Source organism: Candidatus Poriferisodalis sp. (assembly GCF_965208895.1).
GTDB lineage: Bacteria > Actinomycetota > Acidimicrobiia > Acidimicrobiales > Poriferisodalaceae > Poriferisodalis.
Window position 1 is genome coordinate 3143973 of the sequence record NZ_OZ242363.1, and the last position, 23728, is coordinate 3167700.

A 23728-nucleotide genomic window follows, 5' to 3' on the forward strand; every position below is an offset into this window, starting at 1 on the left:
TGACCACAGGCCGGTTCGTGTCAGCGGTGCCCGACAGACGGTGCCGCCGCATCGGCGAGGAGATGATGAACGTGAAGGCTCGCAAGGCGAGGCTCGCGGCAGCCATTGCGGCAGCGGCGCTGACCGCGGCTGCCTGCGGCGGTGACGCCAGCAACGGGGACGGGGGCGACGCCGCGGCGCAGGCGACGACCGCAGCGCCGCCGACCACCGCAGCACCCACAACAACAGTGCCACCGGCTACGACCGCGGCTGCCGACGAGGCGCCGACCGATGCGATGGCCCTCCTGATCGCAGCGATTCGCAACAGCGCGCTGCCATCGGTGCGCGGCGAAATGCACTTGGGCATGGGTGACATGGCGAACGTGGCCGTCCAGTTTGAGGTAGACGGCAATCAGAACCTCTCGATGACGACGTACTTCGGGGAGACAGCGGGGCCAGATGGGGACAGGCCAGGTATCGAATTCCGGTTCGTCGACGGCGTTCAGTACCTGCGATACGTGGTCTCTGCGGAGGTGCGAGATCGTGCCGACGAGGCGATGCCCGAGGGCTGGTTCACAATCGATGCGCAAACGGTCGCGGAGATGGGGATGGTGTGCCCCTCACCCGCGCCCGGCGAGACGCCCGTCGGTGGTGTCTGCCGGCTTCCCAACGACCTCACCTTCATGATTGAGCACTTGACCGGCGCCGAGTTCGTCGGCCAGGAGGATCTCGACGGTTTGGCCGGCGCCCACTATCGATTCACCGTCGATGCAGCGGCACTGGCGGCGGAATCGAGCGCTGCGCTCGGAGGCGGCGATGGCGGCGGCGACGTAATGGCGTTCGGCGGAGAATTCGGCATCGAAGAGCTCATCTTCGATGTCTGGATCGACGGCAATGGTCTCGTCAGGCGAACGAGCCTTGATCTGGGCGCAGTGATCGAGGAGTTCATGGGCGGTGCCGAAGACACTGAATCGGGAGGCTTCGGAGACGCGTTCGCTGCCCTGCTCGACATCACCAACGTCGTTAACTACTACGACTACGGCGCCGACATCACTATCGACACACCACCCGCAGACGAGATCGTCGGCGATCTTGGCGACATGATGGGACCGGGCGGATTCGGAGCCGGCTGACAGGAGAGCAGCGATGTCGTTGGAACTTGAGACGGTGCGGGTGGACGGCGGCGGGGCGGTGCGGCACCTCGTGCTGAACCGGCCAGAGGTGCACAACGCCGTCAACTCCCAGCTGGTCGCTGATGTTCACGCTGCGTGTCTCGCGCTGGATGCGGACCCCAGCGTGCGGGTGGTGATCGTGCGCGGCGAAGGTCGCAGCCTGTCCTCGGGCGCCGATCTCAAGCAGGCGCGCGGCACCAGCCTCGACGCGATGCTCGGCTCCAAGCAGGGCGCTCGCATGTACGACACGCTGATGCACCTCAACGCAATCACGATCTGCCTGTGCCACGGCTACATGATCGGCGGGGGCGGGGTGCTGCCCGCTGCGTGCGATTTCCGTATCGGCAGCCCGTCCATGAGCCTCACCCTCAACGAGGTGAGCATCGGGTTCAATCTGACGTGGCACTCGGTGCCGGCGCTGGTGAACCTGGTCGGTCCGCACCGGGCCAAGGAGATGCTGATTCTCGGGCGCACCTACGGCGTGGAGGAGCTGGACTCGTGGGGCTTCTTCACCGAGACGGTGTCCAGCGACGACGAACTGGTGCCTGCCGCCGAGAACCTGGCCGCGGCCATCGTGAACCAGCCGCCGGTGCCGGTCACGTCGTCGAAGGCGTCGATCAACGCACAGGCGATGCCGCTGGGCCGGGCGATCAACCACCTCGACCACATCGCCGTCGGCTACATGGGCAAGAGCGAGAGTTCCCGCATCGCCGTGCGCAGCTACTTCGACCGGGACGATCCGGACGCTCGCACCTGGTCCGATGACTGATTCGGGCGAAGCTGCCGAACACCCCGAAGATCAGCACCACGACTCTGGGTCCGAAGCTCGCCGGCGCGACCGGGGCTGGCCGAACCAGCGGACCCTCCTGCTGTACCTGGTGGGAGGACTGCTGATTGCCGTAATCCCCGTGGTGGTGTCGCGCTTCGTCGATCAGCCTGACGGCGAGGCATACACCATCGACATCCCGCCCGGCACGGCGGAGCGCTTGGCCGCCGGCGAGGACGTCGAGATCGTCCCAGACGAGCTGGAATTCAAGCTGCGCGACCTGCTGATCATCGTGAACCGCGACTCGGTGAAGCACACCATCGGCCCCTTTGAGGTCGGGCCGGGCGAGACCTCCGAGCACACCTTCGGCGAGGCGGCAGCGTTCAACAGCTATTGCTCGCTGCACCCGGCGGGCAGCATCCGCATATCCATCGGCGACGGCTGAAGCACCGCCGGCTGTTGCGCCGCCGGCCGAGACGCCGTCTGGTGAGACACGGCTGGCCGGGATTCCTCCGGGAGCAACACCGCTAGGCCTCGTTGCAGGCCGGCAAGGCCTCGTCGGCAAACTGCGCGATGGCGTCTGCAGGCCGGCCCATGCGCAGCGCAGCGGTGTTGACCAGCAACCGCTCCACGCCGTGGTCGCGGTAGATCTCGAGGGCTTCGAGCCCCTCGCGGTGGTAGTTCCAGTAGGCGGTCAGCGCCAGCTCGGCGGGGTCGCGGCCCTGGCGGTCGCATTCGGCGTGCATCTCGCCGATCAGGCGCTTGAAGTCGTCGAGGTCCTTGTGGATCACATACCAGCCGTCGCCCCGGGCCACCAGGCGGCGGATGGCGGGTGGCGTCGTGCCGCCGATGAGCAGCGGCATGCGGGGGCGCTGAGCCGGCGTCGGCAGCATCGAAAAGCCGGTCCAGTTCAGGAACTCGCCCTGGAAGTTCACATCCTCGCCGGACCAGGCGGCGGTCATCGCGTCGATGTATTCGTCTGCCCGCGCGCCTCGCCGATCGAAGGGCACGCCGAGCGCGTCGAATTCCTCTTCCAGCCAGCCAACGCCGATGCCCAGTTCGAGCCGCCCGCCAGACAGGTGGTCGAGCGACGACGCCTGCTTGGCGAAGTAGAGCGCGTTGGCTTGGGTGACGATGTTGACGCCGGTGCCGAGCCGGAGCCGCTGCGTTGCCCCGGCGACGAACGTCAGGGCGATGAACGGGTCGGTGAAGCCTGCGTCGGTGGGGAGGCCCAGCTTGCCGCTGGGGTTGTAGGGGTACCGGCTCTCGTAGTCGTACGGCACGATGACGTGCTCGAACGTCCAGACCGACTCGTACCCGAGTTCCTCGAGCTGCTGGGAGAACGACCGCAGGTACCCGGGATCGAGGTAGGCGGCCGAGTTGATGGGTGTAATGCCGACGTGCATCTGCGGGACTGTACGCAAGACCCGCACCGGGTGCCGCCCGCGCGTCCTCTCCGCCTGGCTCGCCCGCGCAGCTCGCCCATCCGCCCAGCTCGTCCGCCCAGCCCGCCGTTTCGACGCGTCGCACAGTTGTCAGCGTCCGGCCTACGCGTCCCGGCCCGGCCCGTCCCTTGCCTGCTGGCCTGGAGCTCCGCGCAGTCGTGCACGCAGTGTCTTTGTGGGCCATGCTGTCGCGATGTCGGGGGACGCCGTTTTCGCAGTGGAGCGCGCCTCCGCGTACACCCGTGCGGATCAGGAGCGAGTCCAAAAGCGCACGGTCATCGTGCTCATCGCCAGCCAAGCCGCCGGCGGCTTCGGCCTGGTTGCCACCTACATCGTGAGCGCGCTGCTGGCCGAGGACATCACCGGCAGCTCGGGGCTGGCGACGATCGCGGCGAGCAGCCTGTCCATCGGCTCGGCCGCGGTCGCCGCCCCGATGTCGAAGCTGATGAACAAGTACGGCCGCCGATCCGGCTTGCGCTTCGGGTACCTGGTGGGTGCGGGCGGCGCCACGCTGGCTGTGCTGGGAGCGATCCTGCTCAGCTTCCCCCTGCTGTGCCTGGGCGTATTCGGCGCCGGCGCCGGCAACGCCGCCAATCTCGCAACCCGGTATGCGGCATCAGACCTGGCACAGGAGAACCGCCGCGCCAGCACCATCAGCATGATCGTGTGGGCAACCACGTTCGGGTCCTTCACCGGCTCTGTCGTGTCGGGCTACGCGAGCGAGGTCGGCGTCTCGATCGGCTTGCCCGACAAGACCGGCTCGTACGTGTTCGCTGGGGTGATGTTCTTGCTGGCTGCGGCGATCGTGGAGGTCTTCCTGCGCCCCGATCCGCTGCACATGGCCAACGAGCTGGCGGCGGAGGGCGTTGCCAACGGGACCCACAAGGCCGAGGCGCGAGCGACCGTGCGGGAGGCGATCTCGCTGATCATGCAGCAGAGCCAGGCACGCCTGGCCGTATTCGCCATGATCGTCTCTCAGGTGACGATGGTGGGGGTCATGGCGCTCACCCCGCTGCACATGAACGCGGGCGAGCAGTCCCAGCATGCCATCAGTTTCATGATGGGGTTCCACATCTTGGGCATGTACCTCTTGTCGCCGCTCATCGGCCGGCTCACCGACTCCGTCGGCAAGTACCCGATGCTGTATGTCGCGGGAGGGCTCTGCACGTGGGGAGCGTGGTGGGCGGCGGTGACACCGCCCGAGGGCGTCCTCGGCGTGTTCATGGGCAATTTCCTGATCGGGCTGGGATGGTGTTTCGGCGTGGTAGCCGCGTCGAGCTTGCTGGTGGAGCTGTACCCGCTTCATCAGCGAGTGTCGGTGCAGGGCGTGGGCGACTTCGCAATGCTCGGCGCGGGTGCGCTGGCGGGGCTCAGCTCGGGCGCCCTGTACGAGACGTTCCAGTACCGCGGCGTGAACTATGCGAACGCGCTGTTCGGCATAGCGCTGGTGGCGGTCACCTTCTTCACCTACACCGGGATGCGCCGGGCGACGCGACGACCGCAGCACGAACAGTCAGCGGTGGCCGTCGGCGGCTGAGCTACAGCGCCGGCGGAACGCCGGACAATTCGACGGCTACTCGACGGGCTGCTGCCGCACGCGCCCGCGCCGACCGCTAGTGCCAGTGCCGCGGCGGCCCGCGGGAGTGCTCTGCGGATCACGGGTGCTCAGGCGCTCCAACCGCCGTCGACGTGGATCGTCTGGCCGGTGATGTAGCTGGCGCCGGCACAGAGGAACAGGCATGCGTCGGCGTACTCGGCGGCAGTGCCGGGCCGGCCCAGCGGCAGCGACTCGGAATCTTCGAAGACCGTCTCCCAGCGGATCGGGAAGTTGGTGGAATCGGGGTGCACGTAGCTGGGGGAGATGGCGTTCACCCGCACTTCGGGGGCCAGGCCGCGTGCCAGTTCCTTGGTGAGCGTGATGAGTCCGCCCTTGGCGACGCTGTAGGGCGAGCTGGAGCCGCCGCCGCGCCAGCCCGACATCGACGCCGTGTTCACGATGGCGCCGCGGGATTCCTTCAGGTAAGGCGCCGCGGCCTTGGCGGTTCGGAACGCCGACAGCAGGTTGATTGACAGCGCCTCAGCCCACAGTTGCTCGGTCTGCGACTCGAGGTCGCTCGCGGGAATCGTCTGGAGCGTGACGGGATGGCCGGCGATGTTGAGCAGGTAGTCGATGCCGCCCATTTGTCCGGCGGCGGCGTCGACCATGGCAGCCACAGAGTCGTTGTCGCGCAGATCGCAGGGTGCGCCAAACACGTCGAGCCCTTCGTCGGTCAGCGCTCGCACCGTGGCGGTGAGCCGGTCGCCCGCCAGGTCGGCGATGGCCACAGTGCTGCCGTTGTCGGCGAACGTGCGGGTCACGCCTAGGCCGATGCCGCTGGCCCCGCCGCTGACGATGCTCCGCTTGCCGGTGAGGTCGGCGCTGATCACGTGGCGGCCCCTCTCGTGGATCGTGGACAGGTGCTCATGAACCCTGTGGCAGGTACTGGTCGTGGGACCACGGGTCGAGTCGCAGGCTGAGTTCCCGCAGCCGGCCGTGGAACTCGTCACGGGGGACGTGACAGAGGCGGATGTGACGCCCGCTGGCTGGGTCGAACGCGGTCCGCCCGTGCATGACCCGGTGGTTGTCGATGAGCACGCCCTGCCCGGGCTCGACCCGGATGGCGGCAGCGAACTCGGGGCTTAGCATCCGGTCGCTGAAGGCCCGGATGGCGTCATACAGGCGGTCGACGTCGTCTGGCGGGACGTCAAGCGGGCCGAGCGCCCGGTCGAAGTAGCGGATGCCGCTCGGGCGTCCGAATTCGTCGAGCCGGATGACCGGGCTGCGGCTGCGCAGGTTGATCTCGCCGGGATGGCGCCGGATGTGGGTGACCGCCAGGGCGGTGAGGGCCTCGAATGCGTCGGGCTCGTCGGCCCGAAGCGACTCGGCGATGGAGAAGCCGTCCACGTAGGTGCTCATGCCGCCGACGTCGGTATTGACCAGGCAGTGGAAGATGTCGATGCCGGGCGGGCAGTAGTAGAAGGCGTCGTCGATGTGGGGCGCTTGGGCCATGCCGGTCTTGGCGCCGAGCTTCGCCACAGGTTCGGCCCGCACGTCGTAGATGCGGCCGTAGACGGTTGTCTCATGGATCGGGCCGACGAGGTCGGCGAGCTGCTCGGTGCAGGCGGGGTCGGCGCCGAGGTGGTCGATGCGCACGATGCCGTAGTCCCGCAGCAGCCGATAGGCGCGCAGTTGTCCGCTGCCTCCGTCGCTGGCCTCGTCCCAGTCGACGGTCGGGAAGTCGTCTGCGAGCTCGGCTCGCCAGGTGGTGGGCTGCCAAGCGGCTCGCCGATTGCGGGCGTCGTCGTCGTAGGCGTTCGCCGCGAGCCAGTCGCCGCCGTAGAATGATCGGTGGCCGTCGGGCCAGGAAAGCACCAAGTCGCCGTCACAGGTGTGGGCGCTGGCGGGGGCGATGTCCGACGGGAAGCTGGCCACCGTCGTGAATCGGATGCCGTCAGCGGGGTTGCCGCATTCGTCGCACCAGCAGCAGTGTCGCAGCCATTGGGCCGCGTAGGTCCGCTCGTGCCCGTCGGCGAATTCGACAAGCACTCGTCGCCCGTCGATGGCCGCGCCGGTCGCCGCAGGTGCGTCAGCGATGCCGAGCCGGTTGCCGAGATGCGGGTTGTACGTGGTGATGTCACCGACAGCACCGCGTTCGCTTCCGTCAGCCGCCGGCGCGTTTGGCGGCGCCTCCGCCGACAGCCCAGCCGACGGCTCGCTCACTGGTCAATCGCTCCCGTTGCCGGCTGCGTCGAGCGTGTGGGCAGCCACCAGCTCGTCGTTCAGCTCCACGCCGAGGCCCGCACCGGTTGGCAGCGCTGCGTAGCCGTCGACGATCTCGGGTTCGGGCGGGTGCACCAGCTCGGTGCGCAGGCGCGACTCGCCGAGCCGCGACGAGCGGAATTCCACCATCGGGATGGTCAGGGCTGCGGCCTGCAGGTGGAAGTTGGCGACGTCGGTGATGCCGGTGGCGAAGCTGTGGGGGATGAGCTGCGCACCGTGCAGCTCGCACAGCTCGGCGATGCGCATCAGCTCGGTGAACCCGCCGGCCCGGCTGACGCCAGGTTGCACCAGCGACACGCCGCCGGTCGTCAGCCATTCCCGCACTTCCCAGCGGCCCGCCGCGAATTCGGCGCCGCCGACCCGGACGGGCGACACGGCGGCGAGGCGGGCGTGGCCGGCCAGGTCGTCATGGCGCAGCGGCGCCTCCGCGAAGGTCACGTCGAAGTCCTCGATGCGGCGCAGCGTCCAGGCGGCGTCGTGCCAGTCCCACCAGCGGTAGCCGAAGTCGAGCGCCATGGTGAGCTCGTCACCGAACGCTGCCCGGCAGTCTCCGACGAACGTCACGATGGCCCGGTCGGACACCTCGGCACCGAACAGCACCGGCACTTTGACGGCGGTGAGGCCTTGGTCCGCGGCGACTGTGGCTTGGCGGGTGACCTCGTCGAGAACTGCCGACATCGGTCCGTCGTAGATGTCGCCCGGATAGCAGGTCGCATAGGGTCGGATTCGATCCGTGCGGGCGCCGCCGAGCAGCTTGTAGACGGGCAGTCCGAGTTGGCGCCCGGCGAGGTCGTAGAGCGCGATGTCGACCGCTGAGTAGGCCTGGATGTAGGTGCCGCGGCGGCCGTGGTAGAAGCTGCCGTGATACGCCCGGTCGTACAGCGCTGCGGCTTCGATCGGGTCGGCGCCGACCACCACGTCGGTGATGCCCTTGCTCCAGAAGTGGATGGTGCGCTGGTCGATCATCGCTTTCGTGACGGCGGGCGTGCACACTGACTCGCCGATGCCAACCCGCCCGTCAACGTCGGTCACCTTGACCAGCAGGGTCTCCTCGGAGCCCTCGGCAAACGCGTTGCCAACCGCTGGCACCGACACGATCAGCGCTTCGACGGCGGCAACCGGGCATGGCTGGCGTGGAGCTGTCACCGCCGTGCCGCCTGATTTGCTCCGTGGCTGCTCAGCGGAGCGTTCACACGCGCTCGGTCCGTGCTGAGCGGCGCGCGATCGGACGCTTCAGCCACCGATAGGGCTCTGGGCGGTGAGTCCACCGTCCACAGTAAACACGCTGCCCGAGACGAAGCTGGCCGCAGGGCTTGCGAGCCAGAAGACGATTTCGGCGATGTCGTCTGGATTGCCGAGCCGGCCGATCGGATGGCGTTCGATGGCCGCTTGTCGGGCTGCGTCAGGGTCTGCTTCGAGATCGAATACGGCATCGGCCAGTGCCGTAGCGATCCAGCCGGGGCTGACCGCGACGCAGCGGATGCCCTGGTGCCCATGGTCGATGGCGATCGCTCGGGTGAGGGCTTCGACGGCACCCTTCGAGGCGTTGTACACCGCCATGCCGGCGTCGGCATGGGTAGCGGCAATCGAGGCGATGTTGATGATGACGCCTCCGCCGGGCTGGTTCGCCATCTGGCGCACCGCGGCCCGGCAGATGTTGAACACCCCCCGGACATTCGTGTCCATGACGTGATCGAACTCCGCGTCGGACGTGTCGGCGACGGTCTTCTCGACTTGGACGCCGGCATTGTTGACCACCACGTCGAGTGATCCGGAGCACTCGACGGCCGCAGCGACGAGCGCATCGGCCTGAGCGGGATCGGCCACGTCAGTGCGCAGCCAGTCCGCGCCACCGAGATCAGGTTCGCTCCGACTGCCGGTCAGCACATCCCAGCCGTCGGCCACGAACCGCCGTGCGATCGCCTCGCCGATGCCAGAGCTCGCCCCGGTCACCACCACACTGCTCACCGTCGCCCTCCCGTCAGCGTCTTCGCCTCGTCAAGTGTTCGAAGGCCGGAACGACGAAAGCTTGAGCACGGGATCGGTCCAGCCTTCGTCGGTGAACAGCGTCCCCGCCAGCCGCCCGATTTCATCGGCGGACTTGGCTGCTGAGCCGCAGCCGCCGACCGCGACGGCGACGTGATCGTCGACCCAGTCGATCCAGGGCAAGTCGTGCGGGGTGTTCGTGACGACGCAGGGCTTGATATCGCGTGAACGGATCGTGCGGTTGGGGAGGAATTCCCGCAGCCGGCTCTCGAGATCGTCTGCTTCGGCCTGGCTCCCGCCGCTGCGGAACCAGTCGACCACGGTGGCGATGTCGTCGGCCATGGTGGCGGCGGGATCGTAACCGCCGATCTTCAGCATGACCCGACCGTCCGGGAATCGGACCGGCGGAACCCAGTAGACGTCGTGGCGGGGGTCTGTCTCACACGCGGCCGGGTCAGTCCGCGAAATGAGGCTCGGCAGCGTCGGACCCTCGTCCAGTTCGGCCATCAGGATCGTCCGCAAGCTGCGCTCCAGCGGGAGCTCGACTCCGACGAGTTCGGCTGCCCAGGCGCCGGTGCACAACAGCACGCCCTCGACCACCAGCGTGTCGTTCCCGACGGTCAGATGCACGCCGTCGGCCCTCGGCACGGTCGCAGACACCGGCGCATCCACGACCGTCCCGCCCGCTTCGGCCGTCAGCTTGCTCTGCGCTGCGATCATCCGTCGAGGGTTGATGTGGCCCGCCGGTGCAGCCTCGAGGATGATCGTGTCCGCGCTCGACATGTCGATTCCGAAGCGCTCCGCGACATCGTCCGCGCTGATCTCACGTGCGTCGACGTCAAGCTTGCGGGCGTGAGCAAGATCCGCTTGGGGATCTGCGGGGGAGTAGACGAGCCCGGCACCGGAATGGAACGGGATGCCGGAGCGCTCCTCGATGTCTGCGTACCTGCCGATCGAACGGATCGCCAGGTGCGACCACGCAGGATCGGGATCGATCATCCGGGTGATGCGCCCCTCGTCGTAGTGGCTCGCGAACGGACCCGATGACGTCGCATAATCCGCTGGCTCACCAGACCCGATCAGCGCCACCGAATGCCCTGCTTCCGCCAAGTGCCGGGCGGCAGCGCTGCCGATCAGACCCCGCCCGACTACTGCAACTTCGAACTGCGACACGCCCGCAAGCTAGATGCTCTCGGGGCAGAAGTTCCGGTGACCGGAGTCTCGTGGTCAAACTCGGACGACACCCAAGTCGTCGAGCTCAAGAGGGCGACCCGTCTCATGTGGGATTAACAGTGACGTGTCCGCCCCGCCCGCGACTTACGACCATCGCAAGTCGTCTGTTGTCTCGGACTTTAGATCTGCCAGGTCATCAGACAAACCGGGATCTGCTTGATGGGGCAAGACGTCGCCGATGAAGCGCTCGCGGCTCATCCACTGAGGGCGCTGTTCGTTCGGAGACGATTCGTCAACCGCTCGGCCTTCCATGGTGACGACCATAGATGCCAGTTCTCGCTCGGAGGCAATCGTTTTCTGGGTCGTTCCCGATGCAGAACGATGCTCGACCTCGGCGAACGTCAGTTGCTGGGGACGTAGACGAGGACGCTGCCGGTGACGAGGTCGGTCACGGATCGTCGATCCTTGCGCAGCAGGATGGCGGCGCTGTCGGCGAAGTTGCCGAGCCCGAGAGTCAAGGTCCAGAACAGCAACTTGAAGTTCTCTCGGATGAACATCCGTCCCCAGCCGAACCGCGAGGCGTCTCGCCGCACAGCAAATATCCCGGTGAGCTGCTTGCCCGGCGTCTGGCCTCGTGCGAGCACGAAGAGCCACCACGCGAGGTACGGGAAGACGAGCGGCCAGAACACAACAATCAGCAGCGCGAAGAATGTTTCGATCAGGTGGGCTATCAGTCGCCGGAAGGTTCCCGCGGCAAAGTCAGTGAGGGAGACCTCGCGTGCGGGGGGGGTGGTGATGGCTCCGGCTCCATTGACATAGGCAGGAGTCTGGCAGCCGGATGTTCGGCGTGTGGGGAGGCGTAACGGTCGTCTATCGGGACGCGGCAGGCTGTGTCGATGGCGGACATTGCGCTCACCATCCCGTCGGCGAATCCCACGAACTTCCATCAGGCCATCTCCGACCCCGACGCCATGGAGTGCCAAGACATCTGGGCGGAGCTCGTTCTGCCCGACGGGCCTGGGCCGTTCCCGGTGGTGATCGTCGTCCCCGGCAGTCTCGGGCTTCAGCCCCACCATCTCGCTCACGCGTCGGCGCTCACTGACCTTGGCATCGCTGCGTGTGGCGTTGACCCGTTTGGCCCACGCAGCGTCACCTCGACGGTCGCCAACCAGGTCCAGTACTCGTTCGCGGCGAGTGCATGGGATGTCCTCGCTACTGCCGAAGTGCTCGCCCAACGCCCCGATATCGACGCGACCCGCATCGGTGCGCAGGGCCACAGCCGGGGCGGCTCGGCGGTGCTCAGCGCTGCGTCGGTGCACCTCGCCGCAGCCTCCGGCGCCCCGAAGCTGGCGGGCGTCTATGCCGCCTATCCCTGGTGCGGCCACCAGTTCGTCGACCCTGCTGTCGGCGGCACGCGTGTCCGGGCGATCATCGGCGACCGAGACGACTGGTGCTCGCCGATGCAGGTGCAAGCCCACATCGGGGCCATGCGAGTCGCGGGCGGCGACGCCTCGGTGCGAATCGTGCCCGACGCCCACCACAGCTTCGACCGCACCACGCCGCTCGAGCACATTCCCGACGCTGCCGTGACGCCAGGAGCGCCCACGGTCTACATCGCCGATGACGGCGCCTTCATCCCGCCGACCGCGGGCGAGCCAGACCGATCGATGGTCGATCTCGACGGCTTCCTCTACGCCATCAACGCGGGCTACGGCGTCCGCGGCGCCCACATCGGCGGCAGCCCCGAGCTCGCGTCCCTCTTCGTCGAAGACATGACCACCTTCTGGCTCGACGTCCTGGCACTGACCTTGGAGTGAATGCCATCTAGGTCGGCGTCGCCATGTGCTCGTCAACTACCGCCGGCTTGCCAAGCCCAGTCGCATCGGGAAGGGCGCTGAGCGCGCGCCTCAGCCTGTGCAAATCCAGTCAGGGGCCGAGGAGGGCGGCTGGCACTACCGCGATGCCATCTTGAGTCGATATGACTGCGGTCCTGTGTTCACGATGACGGCGTCGGCAAGTCGGTCACCGATGCGTTCGGCGAGCCATCGGAGCCCAACGGTGTGTCGATCTCGGACATGTGCGGCGAACTTCACTTCGACAGCCACAACCCTGCCATCGGGACCTTCCACGATGAAGTCGACTTCGTGGCGGCCGTCGCTGTCGCGCAGATGCATCACGCTGGCTTCGGCCGCCTGGGCATACACGCGCGGTGTTATCAGTACAACTAACGCACTGATAACTACACAACTACCGCATGTCAAACGGTACATATGCCGCAGACGCCAGCTCCCTGCCTGAGGTCGGAGCTACCAGGTGCTCGCCAGCTCTTGCAGGCCCGCCAAGTCGAGCCGGCGGTCGTGACACCACCACCAAGCGTAGCTGCACACGGCGCCATTGGTGAGGTCATAGGAGTCGGTGATCTGGCGCAGGTGATGGATCGACAGGTAGGCCTCGGTGTGGGCGTAGGCGATGACTGCGGGGTCCCAGCGGTCGGTGTCGACACTGGCCCATTCGTATGCGTGGGCGAACGTGGCTGTGGCGAGGCGCACCGCGGCAGGTACGACGGAGCCGTACCAGTCGCGTACCGATGCCTCCACCTGTTCGGACTCTGCCGGCGAGGGATCCGGCACGTCGGGATTGTCACGAGCCGACAGGTAGCTGTGCAGCATGGCCGTGTGCTCGTGCTGGCTGACGAGCGTTCCTGTAAGGGCACTATCAAGGTCGCGCCGGGCGGCGTCGAGCGCTGACGAGGCTTCGGGCGGTGGCCACACCACCGGGCTGGGAGCGACATGGGCCAAGCTCAGCCCGAGCGAGCTGGCAGCACCCACGAAATTCGCGAGATCCATGACCGCGTCAAGGGCCTCGTACATGCCTGCGGGCCAAGGTCCCTCGGCTTCGCACACCGACCGCAGCGTGACGCTGTGGTCGTAGAGGACGGGGTCGGGTTCGAGGGCTGCGTGGGGGTCGGCAGCCGCATCGTCCAGCGCCGAATCCCAGCGGCGCGGAAACGCCGTGCGGCAAAGATCGTTGGCGTCGTACGGCGACGCAGCTCTCGTTGCGATTCCGCCCAACAGTTCTGCTGCCATGGCAACCTCGAAGCCGCCACCCGGCGTGCAGGTCTCAACAGCCGCGCCGCCCCCGCGTTCTCGCCGGGCATCGGCCCGTGTCGCCAGCTGGTGGGTGCCTCCGCCGGCTTGGCGCCCAACTGCGCTCGGCGGGTCGCTGCCGGGACCGGGGAAGCCGGGGAGCCCATCGGCGGCGGCCGCCATTTCGTCGCACGCGCGCACGACGAATTCGGACCAATCGATGGACTTCTCCGTCTGCAGTGCGGCGTACAGCGCTTCTTTGGCGCCATGCACCAGCCACGGCGGCCGCTCGGCCGAGTCGTAGTCGGGAAGGATGCGTGTGGTGTGTTGTGTCATGGCCCGCAACGTAGGCAGGGGCTGTCACAACCTGGGCCTGAATTTCGGCATGAGGCCGTGCCGCCGTCATGCGCCGATTAGCTGCCTGCCTTGTATCTCCAGGGCTCGGCTTCAGTCATTGCGATTGCATTGGCCAGAGCTGCCGCGTCCTCGGCGGGGTCTTGGGGCACTTGCTGATACGACGCAACGATTGAATCGCCTTCGCGTGCCTGTGCGAAGGCACCGAAGGCTTCCATGCGATCGTGATCGGCTGCCAGCCGCCGCAGCGCTTCGCGAACCGTTGCCGCCCTGCCGCCGAACTTGGGCACGAGCCGCTCAAGCAGTTGACGGTCCTCCCTCGCGAGCCACACCGTCGCTGTCACCACTCCGCCGAATGCCGGAGCGAGCCGTTCGAGGAGCTGGCGGTGTTCATCGTCGAGCCGAACGGCAGTCTTCGCCATGGCGCCGACTGTATTGGACGCCTGCTGGCCCGTCGCCTGAATTAACTCGGTTGGCCGCCGAGCAAGTATGCGCGTCGATCGTCCTCGGCGACGACAGGCACGCTGCGGGCCTCGCGATCCGCCGATGTGCCGAGATCGGAAGACCAGCGTCGGGAATCACAGGCCGCAGCGCTTGGCCATGGCGGAGATCTCCTGGTCGCTGAGCGGGCCGTCCGCTTCCTCCCACGCCTTCATGAAGGCATCGAAGGCCACCTTGCGGTCGTGGTCAGCGGCGAGTCGTTGCAGCGCTTCGTGGATGGCGGCTGCCTTGCCGCCGAACTTGGGCGCGAGCCGCTCGAGGATCTGTCGGCCTTCGTCGTCCAGCCGCACCGTTCTCCTGACCATGCCATCGAATGTATTGGACGACTGTGCGCTCGAAGGCAGATTTTTCAGAACTGCCCATCAAGAGGCCAGTCATGCGGGCGTGCGGCCGCCATAGGCCATGCTGACGGCGTTCGCGAGGAGGGTGCGTCGTGGCGCGAAGTGCGATGGCCGCTTTGGCTCGACGATGTCTCGGCAGATTCCGCCGATTCGTGCAGGAGCATGTGGACGCAGGTCGCTTCGGCGACCGTGTGGACGTAGACCTCGATGACGTTCTCGTCGAATTCGGGGTGCGTGGAAGTAGACATGGGCAACCTTCTGTTATGTTGCTAGGCTTCCTACCGGATTCAGTGTAACAGCAAACCGAGAGTAGTTGCGCCATGACCCAAGACGTAGCAGAATGCGTAACAGACCCTGTGCAGGGGGAACGAGGGGGGATGCGATGAGCCAGCTGGGTGAGGCGCTCGCGCGCGCACGCGCAAGCGCCCGCTACTCGCAGAACGATGTGGGAGCAGCGCTCGGAATCGACCGCGCCATGGTGTCCTACTGGGAAGCTGGCACCCGAACTCCGAATGATCGTCAGCTGAGTGCGATGGCACGGCTCTACGCCGTCGAACCACTGGACCTCTTAGAGGGTCGCGTTGCCGAGCCGAGAGCTGACGACCTGGCGAGCATGCTGTTGCGCGCTGATGACGCTGTCGACCCCAGCGCCACGCCAGGCATCCGCGAATTCGTCCAGTTCCTTGACCGATTCGCTGAGCTGGCGGAAACACTGGGCGAACCGATCCGGGGACTTACCCAAAGTCCCTTTGTGTTTCGGCACAAGTTCACTCAAAAGGACGACATTCGTCGGAAGGCCGAGGAAGTACGCGCGCATCTCGGCCTCGGCTCCGGTCCAATCTCGGATCTCGACCCAGTTTGCGAGGCACTAGGCGTCACCCTCTACCGAGCACCTCTCGGCTCGGACCTCCGTCGAGCGCCTTCAGGGGCGTTTCTGAGTCATCCCGAGGTCGGATTTGCGATCCTGGTGAACCTCGACATGACGCCAGGCCGGCGGCGGTTCACCGTCGCACACGAGCTGGCGCACGCCTTGTTCCACAGCAACGAGACAAAGCGTGTGCTCTCACACGGCGGGGGACCACGAGAGAGCTTCGCCGACGCGTTTGCTGGGGAGTTCCTGATGCCGAGCGAAGGGATTCGGCGCTTTGCCGAGGAGGTGGGCCTGTCGCCGCGCATCGTCGACCCAGTCGACATCATTCACATGCAGAGGTACTTCAAGGTCTCGTGGCCGACGGCCTTGGTGCGGTTGCGCCAAATGAATGCGGTCACGCAAGGTACCTACAACGAATTGCGATCCTCCGTCCGCCCAGTGTCGCTCGCCCGCGCGCTCGGCTACACGATCCACCCGGAAGAGGACGCGCAGGATGCCGAGCGGTGGCGGGTTCAGCGCTTCCCGATGGCGTTTCGCCGGATGCTGCGCCAAGCAGTGATGACGGAGGTCATGTCGCCGCCGACAGCCGCCTCGTTTGCTGGATTGGCTATTCCCGACGTCGTGCAGATCCTTGGCCAGCCTCTCGGCGGTGCGGAGCAGGAATCGCCGCATCTCGACGCGGAGTTCAACGAGTTCGAGGTCACCGGCGTTGTCTGAAGGCACTCACGTCGTCGACACCGTGGTGTTGATGTACTTCCTGCTCGTCGGGCAGGAGGGGTTACTCGGCGATCTTCTCGGCAGACCCTTGCAAGTCCCGGTTGCGGTCTACGACCCTGCCGATCGAGCGCGCACGCATGAGCCAGCGTCGCGACCCGAGTTGCTGTCAGAGATGAGACAGGTCGTGGGGCACTACGAGGCCGCGGCCACCTTGGCGGAGGAGTCGGAGTCCCCAGATCATGCGTTGGAGTCGTTCACGAGCATCAAACGCGTCGATGAGCTCTACGACGAAGGTGGCCTCGTACCGATCGAAATGACCCGCCCAGAGCAGTTGCTAGCCGCTCGACTGCAGGGCGGAGACGTTGCCGAATACGGACTCAAGATGGGACTCGGGCCTGGCGAGGCGGCGTGTGTCGCAATCGCTGTCGAACGCGGGTGGACCATTGCTACCGACGACTCGGATGCCTTCAAGGTGCTGGACAAGCTGCACGGCGGCCCGAACTACCCCTACGAGCGCATCCGCAAGCTGCTCATTCGTGCGGCTGATGAAGGACGAATTTCGCGTGAAGAGGCAAATCGCCTGCACAACGAGATGCGCACCCTCGGATTCTGGGACTCCGGCCAACCGTTTCCCGAAGCGTCGTGACGCTACGCCGAGCCCTGTAGCCCGAATCCTCAAGGCAGACGAAGGCTCATCTAGTCTCGCCTCGTGCTCACACTGCCTCAGCTCGAACGGCATCTGTTCGCTGCCGCGGACATCTTGCGGGGGAAGATGGATGCGTCGGAGTTCAAGGAGTACATCTTCGGCGCGCTGTTTCTGAAGCGGGCGAGCGATGTGTTCGACGAGGAGCGCCGCCGGGTCATCGAGGACCAGCTTGCCCAGGGCCGCTCGCCGGAAGAAGCCGAGCAGCGCGCTGACGACCCTGACTACTACAACGAAGCGTTCTTCGTGCCGCCCCAGGCTCGCTGGTCGACGCTACGCGACGAGCTCCACCACCAGGTCGGCGACGGGCTTAACAAGGCGCTTGGCGCTCTTGAAGAGCACAACCACTCCCTCGCAGGCGTCCTGCAGCACATCGACTTCAACCGGCGGGTGGGCACGTCGACGGTCACGGACAAGAAGTGGCGCGACCTCATTGACCACTTCACGAAGTACCCGCTGCGCAATGAGGACTTCGAGTTCCCCGACCTTCTCGGCGCGGCCTACGAGTACCTGATCCGGGACTTCGCCGACTCTGCGGGCAAGAAGGGCGGCGAGTTCTACACACCTCGGCCGGTGGTCCAGCTGATGGTGCGCCTGGTCGACCCGCAGGACGGCATGAGCATCTACGACCCGTGCTCGGGTTCTGGAGGCATGTTGATCTACGCCCGCAACCATGTGGTCGACAACGGCGGCAATGCTGCCAATCTCGTACTGGCCGGCCAGGAGAACAACGGCACCACTTGGTCGATCTCGAAGATGAACATGCTGCTGCACGGCATCCGAGACGCCGACCTCAAGCACAACGACACACTCACCAACCCCGAGCACACCAGCGGCGGCGAGTTGAAGCGGTTCGACCGCGTCATCACCAACCCGCCGTTCAGCCAGAACTACGACAAAGGCTCGCTCACCCACACCGAGCGGTTCCACTACGGCTACACCCCAGAGGGCGGCAAGAAGGCCGATCTCATGTTCCTGCAGCACATGCTGGCCGTCCTCACCGACGACGGCATCGTCGCCACGGTCATGCCGCACGGGGTGCTGTTTCGAGGCGGGGTCGAAGGGTCCATTCGTCAGAAGATCATCGAAGACGACCTGCTCGACACCGTCATCGGCCTCAGCCCGAATCTGTTCTATGGAACCGGCATCCCCGCTGCGATCCTGATTTTGCGAGCCAAGGGTTCGAAGCCGCCCGAGCGACGGGGCAAGGTGCTGTTCATCAACGCCGATCGCGACTACGGCGAGGGCCGTGCCCAGAATCACCTGCGTCCTCGGGACGAAGAGAAGATCACAGCGACCTACCGAGACTTCGCCGACGTCGGTGGCTTCGCCAAGATCGTCACCATCGGCGAGCTGGCCGAGAACAACTTCAACTGCAACATTCGCCGCTATGGCGACAACTCTCCGCCGCCCGAGCCCCACGACGTGCGAGCCCACCTCCACGGCGGCGTGCCCATGGCCGAAATCGACGACGCCGAGCTGTTGGAGCGGGCCGGGCTGAATGCCCTTGAGGTCCTGTTCTCCGATCGCGGCGACGGCTACGCCGACTGGTGCCACAACATCGCCTCTCCCGAAGGGCGCGAAGCCGCACACGGCGCTATCGGCTACGCCGTGGCCCAGCGAGCAGCCGCGTGCTCGTGGCCCCAATGGTGGGCCGACACCGTCGAAGCAATGCTGCGCGACCTGCCCGGTATGGACAGCCTCGCCGGCGTGCGCCGACAGCTCGTTGAGGATTTCACCGCCAAGATGGTCGATGCCGGGATGGACCGATTCGTCGCAGCTGGCCTGGCGGCCACATGGTGGGAAGACACCAACCACGAAGTCCAAACTGCGGTCAGCCGAGGCTGGAGGGCTGTGATCGAGGCCTGGCTGACCACCGCCGAGGCCAGCCAAGACGACAAGAACGCTCTTGACTTGGCGGATCAGATCGCCATCAGACTCCTTGCGGGGGCGCAGTTGACCTCCCGGGCCGAGCTTGCGGCCGCGCTCGCCAGCCTGGATGCCGAGATCAAGGCTGCCGAGGCCGCCTACGACGATGAGGAAATGCCCCGCGAGGACGCCCCGACTCTGGCCGAGATCAAGAAGATGAAATCGGAACGCACCAAGTCAAAGAAGTTGCTCAAGGACATCGGCACTTCACTCCTCGCTACGGCTCGCCAAACCCTCACTGCCGTATCAGAAACCGATGCTCCTGATGAGGTCATTGGCGTTCTTCGCAGCCGCATTGAGAAGCTCGTGGCGAATCACTTTGCCGACATCGAGCGCAGCACGCTGGCCTGGTACGACGAACTCGTTGCCAAGTACGGCACGACCCTCCGACAGCTCGAAGCTCAACGAAACGTCGCCTCTGCTCGGCTAGATCAACAACTCAAGAGGTTGGGGTATGGCTGATTGGCGCGATTGCCGCCTCGGCGACCTCGGGATCGTGAGCGGTGGCGGAACTCCGTCTCGCGAACGCGCTGAGTATTGGGACGGACCGATCCCTTGGATAACTCCGGGCGAACTCACAGGCAACCGTAAGAAGTTCGTGTCCGAGACCCAAGACTCCCTCAGCGAGCTCGGGCTTGCCGTGTCTGGCGCGAATCTATTGCCCGAGCGGTCGCTCCTGGTGACGAGCCGCGCCTCGATCGGGTCTTGCGCCTTGACGGGCAAGCCGATGGCAACGAATCAGGGCTTCAAGAGCTTGATTCCACACGCCGATGTCGATCCTTCCTTCTTGTTCCACTTGGGCCAGACTCTCGGCCGAGAAATGACGAGACGCGCCTCGGGTACGACGTTCTTGGAGATCTCGGCACGTGAGTTCGAGCACATCTTGATTCGGCTGCCGCCGCTGGATGAGCAACAACGGATCGCAGACATCCTTGACACGATCGACGAAGCCATCCAAGCCATTGAGCGCGTCATTGCTAAACTCATAAGAGTTCGTGAGGGTCTCCGCCGGTCGCAGTTCGCCGGTCTTGCGTTATCAAGCGAGTTCCATCCTGTCGGCGAGTGTTTCGAGATGACCCTTGGGAAAATGCTGAGTCCCGCTGCAAGGACTGGGTCCAACCCGGCACCGTATCTTGCCAATCGTAACGTGCAGTGGGAGAGATGCTCGCTCGATGATCTTGATGAGATGGATTTTACGCATACAGAGCGAGTCAAATTCTCACTTGAGCTGGGTGATGTCCTTGTATGCGAGGGCGGCGAGGTTGGACGCACAGCGATCTGGCATGGTGAACTAAAGACTTGTTTCTTTCAGAAGGCGATTCACCGCCTAAGGACAAGAGGAAAAGTGATGCCAGAATTCATGCTTCATTACATGAAATATGCAGCTGAGTCAGATCTCTTCAAGATGCACACCTCACAGACAAGCATTGCCCATCTGACCGGTGAACAACTGGCTCGTCTGCCGATTCCTGTTCCGAGCAAAGAAGTTCAGACTACCGTAGTTGGTGTTCTTGCGGCTCTTTCTCGACGCCTCGAAGTAGAGAACGAACAACTACAGAAGGTGTGCAGAATACGTAATGGCGTATCGAGCGATCTGTTGTCTGGACGAGTTCGGACGGTGGCGACGTGACGTCGGGTCCGGAGTGGGAACGGGTGGAGCGGCCGCTGCTGGACCAATTGTCCTTGTTCGGGTGGGAACCGCTGATCTGGTCAGAGCGACAGGCTGACGGAGTTGACGCACGGGCGTCTGATCGCGATGTACTTCTTGAACGGCGGCTTGATTCGGCGCTGAAGAAGATCAACCGCGGTGCGGACGGCGCACCGTGGCTGGACGACGCTCGGATCAGCGCTGCGATCGCGGAACTGCGGTCAATGCCCGCGGGCGCCAAGTTGCTGGAGGCAAACCGGATGTCGACCGATTTGCTGTTGGGCGGAACCACAGGCGCGGGGCTCGACGGCTGGGACAGGGGCCGAGACCAGGTCGTCAACTACATCGACTGGGACGACTGGTCAGCCAACGATTTCCTTGCCGTGTCGCAGTTCTCGGTGGCCACGCCGGGGCAGGCGCCGAACATCCGGCCCGACGTGACGCTGTTTGTCAATGGCATTCCGCTGGTCGTCATCGAGGCCAAACCGCCAGGCCACGACAGTGCCATCGCCGACGCAATTGACCAACTCCGCCGCTACGCCAACCAACGAGACATCGGAGCCAATGAAGGCGCCGAGCAGCTCTTCTGGACGAATCAGCTCACCGTCGCCACCACCGGCGAACGCGCCCAAGCGGGGACGTTCTCGGCCGAATCCGAGCACTACATGGCATGGAAAGACCCATGCCCCGCCACCGTCGATGAGGTCGCCGCCTCGCTCGGCAAGCCCGCCGATGCCGTCAAGCAACAGGAGTTGCTGACGGCAGGAATGCTGGCGCCCGAGCGTCTGCTGGACATCGTCCGGCACTTCACGCTGTTTGCCGGCGCTGGCGCCGGCCGCACGATCAAACTCGTCGCCCGGTACCAGCAATACCGCGGTGTCCAGAAAGCACTGCGACGGCTGCTCACCGGCGGCACCCGCTCCGTCGACGGTCATGTCGACCGTCGGGGCGGGATCATCTGGCATACGCAGGGTTCGGGCAAGAGCCTGACCATGGTGTTCCTGATCCGGGCCATGCGCAGCCACCCCCAGCTCCGAAGCTTCAAGATTGTCCTGGTCACCGATCGCACCGACCTTCAGGCTCAGCTCAACAGCGTCGCAGCACTGGTCGGCGAGACCATCAAGGTCGCCCGAAGCGCGGCCGAGGTCCGAGAGCTCCTGCGCCAGCCAGGTCCGGCTGTGGTGATGGCGATGATCCAGAAGTACCGCGACACCCCTGGGGACGACGCCGACGGGTTGGGCGAAGGCGAGACGTTCGAAACGCTGAACGAGTCGGAATCGATCCTGGTGATGGTCGATGAGGCGCATCGCTCACAGGCATCGACGCTGCACGCCAACTTGATGAACGCAGTGCCCAACGCGGCCCGGATCGGCTTCACCGGCACTCCGATCATCTTGGGCAAGCGCAAGAAGACGCTGGAGATCTTCGGCGGCTACCTCGACCGGTACACGCTGTCCGAGTCTGAGGCCGACGGTTCGACGGTGCCGATCCTGTACGAGGGCCGCACCACTGATGCCGCGGTCAAGGGCGCCTCGAAGATGGACGACGTCTTCTTCCAGTGGTTCGCCGAACTCACCGACGAGCAGCGCGAGACACTCCAGCGCAAGTACGCCACGACTGCACAGGTGCTCGAAGCGCCCGAGCTGATCGAGGCGAAAGCCAAGGACATTCTCCGGCACTACATCGGCACGGTGATGCCCGACGGATTCAAGGGGATGATCGTCGCTACCAGCCGAGAGGCATGCGTGCGGTACCGCGAGGCATTGCGGTGTGCGCGTGACGATCTGGTTGCTGAGCTGGAACAGCGGCTGCCCGGCTCGCTCGATGGACCCGGCGACTCGCTCGACTCTGATGAGTTGTTCATGCGCACTGCCGCCGGGCAGATTGGCCTGATCCGTGAGCTCGACTTCGCGCCGGTCATCTCGGGGGACCACAATGACCCGCCGCACTACGCGCAGTGGACCGACCAAGCCCGCCAGCAGGCGCGCATCCAGAGCTTCAAGCTGCCGCTCGGGCCGGGAAGCGCTGAGGACGACCCGCTTGCGCTGCTGATCGTGAAATCGATGCTGCTGACCGGGTTCGACGCGCCGCAGGCCCAGGTGCTCTACCTGGACCGGATGATCCAAGAGGCCGAGCTGCTGCAGGCCGTCGCCCGTGTCAACCGGACAGCGGCGAAGAAGAGCTACGGCTTGGTCGTCGACTACTACGGCGTGTCCGCCCAGCTCACGACTGCGCTCGCTGCGTACACGAGCACCGATGGCGAGCTGGACCCCGATGTGGACGGCGCGCTGCGCCCGCTGACCACCGAGATCGAGAAGCTGGAGCCGCAGCGCCAGCGAGTTCGTCAGATCTTCGTGCAGCGAGGTGTCGAGCCGGCGGTGACTGTCGACGCGATCGAAGCCTGCGTGCAGGTGTTGGCCGACGAGCGGCTGCGGGCTGGGTTCGACGTTGCGCTGCGGACTTTCTTGACCACGTTTGACACGGTGCTGCCCAGGCCCGAGGCGCTGCCGTTCGTCGATGACGTCAACTTGTTCGGCGAAATCCAAATGCTGGCCCGACGCCGCTATCGCGATACGCCCGACGGCGACTTCGATCCGCACAAGTACAAGGAGAAGGTCCGCCGACTGATCGACCGGCACATCACCGTGCTGGACCTCAGCCAGAAGATTCGGCCGGTGAGGATCACTGATCCGGCGTTCAGTGCTCACATCAACGGGATCGGCTCGGATCGTGCGAAAGCATCGGAGATGGAACACGCCGTGCGCCACCACATCCGTGAGCACATCGACGAGGACCCCACCTACTACGAGCGACTCTCGCAGCGTGTCGATGAGATCCTCGAACGACTCGAAGAACGGTGGGATCAGCTGGCGCTGGAGTTCGAGGAGATGGTGGCCGATATCAACGCCGGCCGAACCGATGAGGAAGACACGGGGCTGGACCCGAACTCCGAGCTGCCCTTCCACAACCAGATGGCCGAAAAGGTCGCCAGCTCGCAGCCCGACACGAGTGAACGGTTAGTCGCGCTGACGAGCGAGCTGGTGGCCGAGATTCGCCGGATCATCGGCGTGGTCGGCTTCTGGGACAACGCCACCAAGCAGGACGAATTGCGCAAGGCGATCAAGCAGACGCTCGACCGCAGCAACCTGTTCGCCTACGCCAGCCTCGATGAGCTGGCCGTTGAGTTGGTCGCTCTCGCCAAGGCCAACCAGCACCGTCTGTCATGACTGCCCCCGA

General features: G+C 65.5%; 22 protein-coding genes. 10 read left to right on the top strand and 12 right to left on the bottom strand.

The window, feature by feature from the left end; all coding sequences use genetic code 11:
* The first annotated feature begins 26 nt into the window (after positions 1-26).
* From ACOGJB_RS14245 to ACOGJB_RS14255, 3 genes are read left to right on the top strand one after another with little or no spacing between them, the layout of a single operon-like run.
* A complete protein-coding gene (locus ACOGJB_RS14245; RefSeq protein ID WP_419837749.1) occupies positions 27-1112 on the top strand; it encodes a hypothetical protein in 1086 nt (361 codons plus the stop codon).
* A 13-nt stretch (positions 1113-1125) separates the two neighbouring features.
* On the top strand, positions 1126-1920 hold the full coding sequence (locus tag ACOGJB_RS14250) for an enoyl-CoA hydratase/isomerase family protein (protein ID WP_419837750.1): 795 nt from the start codon (positions 1126-1128) through the stop codon (positions 1918-1920).
* Positions 1913-2362 (top strand): hypothetical protein, encoded by a 450-nt coding sequence (locus ACOGJB_RS14255; protein ID WP_419837751.1) that lies wholly within the window; start codon positions 1913-1915, stop codon positions 2360-2362. The genes ACOGJB_RS14250 and ACOGJB_RS14255 overlap by 8 nt, the downstream gene beginning before the upstream one ends.
* A gap of 82 nt (positions 2363-2444) precedes the next feature.
* On the opposite strand, the gene ACOGJB_RS14260 is transcribed toward ACOGJB_RS14255, so the two are convergent.
* Positions 2445-3323, bottom strand: coding sequence for an LLM class F420-dependent oxidoreductase (locus ACOGJB_RS14260; RefSeq protein ID WP_419837752.1), 879 nt, complete (start codon positions 3321-3323; stop codon positions 2445-2447).
* Positions 3324-3555: 232 nt separating this feature from the next.
* Between ACOGJB_RS14260 and ACOGJB_RS14265 the strand changes: the two genes are divergently transcribed.
* The gene (locus ACOGJB_RS14265; RefSeq protein WP_419837753.1) at positions 3556-4899 is read left to right on the top strand and encodes an MFS transporter; all 1344 of its coding nucleotides are present in this window, start codon (positions 3556-3558) and stop codon (positions 4897-4899) included.
* A gap of 128 nt (positions 4900-5027) precedes the next feature.
* On the opposite strand, the gene ACOGJB_RS14270 is transcribed toward ACOGJB_RS14265, so the two are convergent.
* From ACOGJB_RS14270 to ACOGJB_RS14295, 6 genes are all read right to left on the bottom strand, one after another.
* The gene (locus ACOGJB_RS14270) at positions 5028-5789 is read right to left on the bottom strand and encodes an SDR family NAD(P)-dependent oxidoreductase (RefSeq protein WP_419837754.1); all 762 of its coding nucleotides are present in this window, start codon (positions 5787-5789) and stop codon (positions 5028-5030) included.
* 34 nt (positions 5790-5823) lie between these two features.
* Positions 5824-7122 (bottom strand): TauD/TfdA family dioxygenase, encoded by a 1299-nt coding sequence (locus tag ACOGJB_RS14275; RefSeq protein WP_419837755.1) that lies wholly within the window; start codon positions 7120-7122, stop codon positions 5824-5826.
* 3 nt (positions 7123-7125) lie between these two features.
* A complete protein-coding gene (locus ACOGJB_RS14280; RefSeq protein WP_419837756.1) occupies positions 7126-8328 on the bottom strand; it encodes a mandelate racemase/muconate lactonizing enzyme family protein in 1203 nt (400 codons plus the stop codon).
* An 87-nt stretch (positions 8329-8415) separates the two neighbouring features.
* Positions 8416-9150, bottom strand: coding sequence for an SDR family NAD(P)-dependent oxidoreductase (locus ACOGJB_RS14285; protein WP_419837757.1), 735 nt, complete (start codon positions 9148-9150; stop codon positions 8416-8418).
* Positions 9151-9180: 30 nt separating this feature from the next.
* Positions 9181-10341 carry an NAD(P)/FAD-dependent oxidoreductase gene (locus tag ACOGJB_RS14290; protein ID WP_419837758.1) on the bottom strand — a complete coding sequence of 387 codons (1161 nt, stop codon included), beginning with the start codon at positions 10339-10341 and terminating at the stop codon, positions 9181-9183.
* 401 nt (positions 10342-10742) lie between these two features.
* The gene (locus ACOGJB_RS14295; protein ID WP_419837759.1) at positions 10743-11030 is read right to left on the bottom strand and encodes an RDD family protein; all 288 of its coding nucleotides are present in this window, start codon (positions 11028-11030) and stop codon (positions 10743-10745) included.
* Positions 11031-11237: 207 nt separating this feature from the next.
* On the opposite strand from ACOGJB_RS14295, the gene ACOGJB_RS14300 reads away from it, so the two are divergent.
* Positions 11238-12158: a dienelactone hydrolase family protein gene (locus ACOGJB_RS14300; protein ID WP_419837760.1), complete on the top strand. Its 921-nt coding sequence runs from the start codon at positions 11238-11240 to the stop codon at positions 12156-12158.
* A gap of 135 nt (positions 12159-12293) precedes the next feature.
* Here ACOGJB_RS14300 and ACOGJB_RS14305 read toward each other — a convergent pair whose 3' ends face one another.
* The 5 genes from ACOGJB_RS14305 to ACOGJB_RS14325 all read right to left on the bottom strand — a co-directional run bounded on the left by ACOGJB_RS14305 (position 12294) and on the right by ACOGJB_RS14325 (position 14871).
* A complete protein-coding gene (locus ACOGJB_RS14305) occupies positions 12294-12545 on the bottom strand; it encodes a DUF4143 domain-containing protein (RefSeq protein ID WP_419837761.1) in 252 nt (83 codons plus the stop codon).
* A gap of 102 nt (positions 12546-12647) precedes the next feature.
* Positions 12648-13763: a hypothetical protein gene (locus ACOGJB_RS14310; RefSeq protein WP_419837762.1), complete on the bottom strand. Its 1116-nt coding sequence runs from the start codon at positions 13761-13763 to the stop codon at positions 12648-12650.
* A gap of 77 nt (positions 13764-13840) precedes the next feature.
* A complete protein-coding gene (locus ACOGJB_RS14315; RefSeq protein ID WP_419837763.1) occupies positions 13841-14203 on the bottom strand; it encodes a hypothetical protein in 363 nt (120 codons plus the stop codon).
* Between the two features lie 156 nt (positions 14204-14359).
* Positions 14360-14587 carry a hypothetical protein gene (locus ACOGJB_RS14320; protein ID WP_419837764.1) on the bottom strand — a complete coding sequence of 76 codons (228 nt, stop codon included), beginning with the start codon at positions 14585-14587 and terminating at the stop codon, positions 14360-14362.
* Between the two features lie 44 nt (positions 14588-14631).
* Positions 14632-14871 carry a hypothetical protein gene (locus ACOGJB_RS14325; protein ID WP_419837765.1) on the bottom strand — a complete coding sequence of 80 codons (240 nt, stop codon included), beginning with the start codon at positions 14869-14871 and terminating at the stop codon, positions 14632-14634.
* Between the two features lie 134 nt (positions 14872-15005).
* On the opposite strand from ACOGJB_RS14325, the gene ACOGJB_RS14330 reads away from it, so the two are divergent.
* The 5 genes from ACOGJB_RS14330 to ACOGJB_RS14350 all read left to right on the top strand — a co-directional run bounded on the left by ACOGJB_RS14330 (position 15006) and on the right by ACOGJB_RS14350 (position 23718).
* Complete coding sequence (locus tag ACOGJB_RS14330) at positions 15006-16211, top strand: ImmA/IrrE family metallo-endopeptidase (protein WP_419837766.1); 1206 nt, start codon at positions 15006-15008, stop codon at positions 16209-16211.
* Positions 16204-16857: a hypothetical protein gene (locus tag ACOGJB_RS14335; protein ID WP_419837767.1), complete on the top strand. Its 654-nt coding sequence runs from the start codon at positions 16204-16206 to the stop codon at positions 16855-16857. The genes ACOGJB_RS14330 and ACOGJB_RS14335 overlap by 8 nt, the downstream gene beginning before the upstream one ends.
* Before the next feature lie 63 nt (positions 16858-16920).
* Entirely contained in the window at positions 16921-19305 is a 2385-nt protein-coding gene (locus ACOGJB_RS14340; RefSeq protein ID WP_419837768.1) for an N-6 DNA methylase, read from the top strand.
* Complete coding sequence (locus ACOGJB_RS14345) at positions 19298-20473, top strand: restriction endonuclease subunit S (RefSeq protein ID WP_419837769.1); 1176 nt, start codon at positions 19298-19300, stop codon at positions 20471-20473. Before ACOGJB_RS14340 ends, ACOGJB_RS14345 begins: the two co-directional genes overlap by 8 nt.
* Positions 20470-23718, top strand: coding sequence for a type I restriction endonuclease subunit R (locus tag ACOGJB_RS14350; protein WP_419837770.1), 3249 nt, complete (start codon positions 20470-20472; stop codon positions 23716-23718). The genes ACOGJB_RS14345 and ACOGJB_RS14350 overlap by 4 nt, the downstream gene beginning before the upstream one ends.
* Positions 23719-23728: the final 10 nt, after the last annotated feature.

Bases quoted from the DNA above. Each gene is read 5' to 3' on its own strand.
- ACOGJB_RS14345 (WP_419837769.1), top strand. From the start codon at position 19,298: ATGGCTGATTGGCGCGATTGCCGCCTCGGCGACCTCGGGATCGTGAGC.
- ACOGJB_RS14330 (WP_419837766.1), top strand. From the start codon at position 15,006: ATGAGCCAGCTGGGTGAGGCGCTCGCGCGCGCACGCGCAAGCGCCCGC.
- ACOGJB_RS14320 (WP_419837764.1), bottom strand. From the start codon at position 14,587: ATGGTCAGGAGAACGGTGCGGCTGGACGACGAAGGCCGACAGATCCTC.
- ACOGJB_RS14325 (WP_419837765.1), bottom strand. From the start codon at position 14,871: ATGTCTACTTCCACGCACCCCGAATTCGACGAGAACGTCATCGAGGTC.
- ACOGJB_RS14260 (WP_419837752.1), bottom strand. From the start codon at position 3,323: ATGCACGTCGGCATTACACCCATCAACTCGGCCGCCTACCTCGATCCC.
- ACOGJB_RS14250 (WP_419837750.1), top strand. From the start codon at position 1,126: ATGTCGTTGGAACTTGAGACGGTGCGGGTGGACGGCGGCGGGGCGGTG.
- ACOGJB_RS14310 (WP_419837762.1), bottom strand. From the start codon at position 13,763: ATGACACAACACACCACACGCATCCTTCCCGACTACGACTCGGCCGAG.
- ACOGJB_RS14300 (WP_419837760.1), top strand. From the start codon at position 11,238: ATGGCGGACATTGCGCTCACCATCCCGTCGGCGAATCCCACGAACTTC.
- ACOGJB_RS14315 (WP_419837763.1), bottom strand. From the start codon at position 14,203: ATGGCGAAGACTGCCGTTCGGCTCGACGATGAACACCGCCAGCTCCTC.
- ACOGJB_RS14255 (WP_419837751.1), top strand. From the start codon at position 1,913: ATGACTGATTCGGGCGAAGCTGCCGAACACCCCGAAGATCAGCACCAC.
- ACOGJB_RS14265 (WP_419837753.1), top strand. From the start codon at position 3,556: ATGTCGGGGGACGCCGTTTTCGCAGTGGAGCGCGCCTCCGCGTACACC.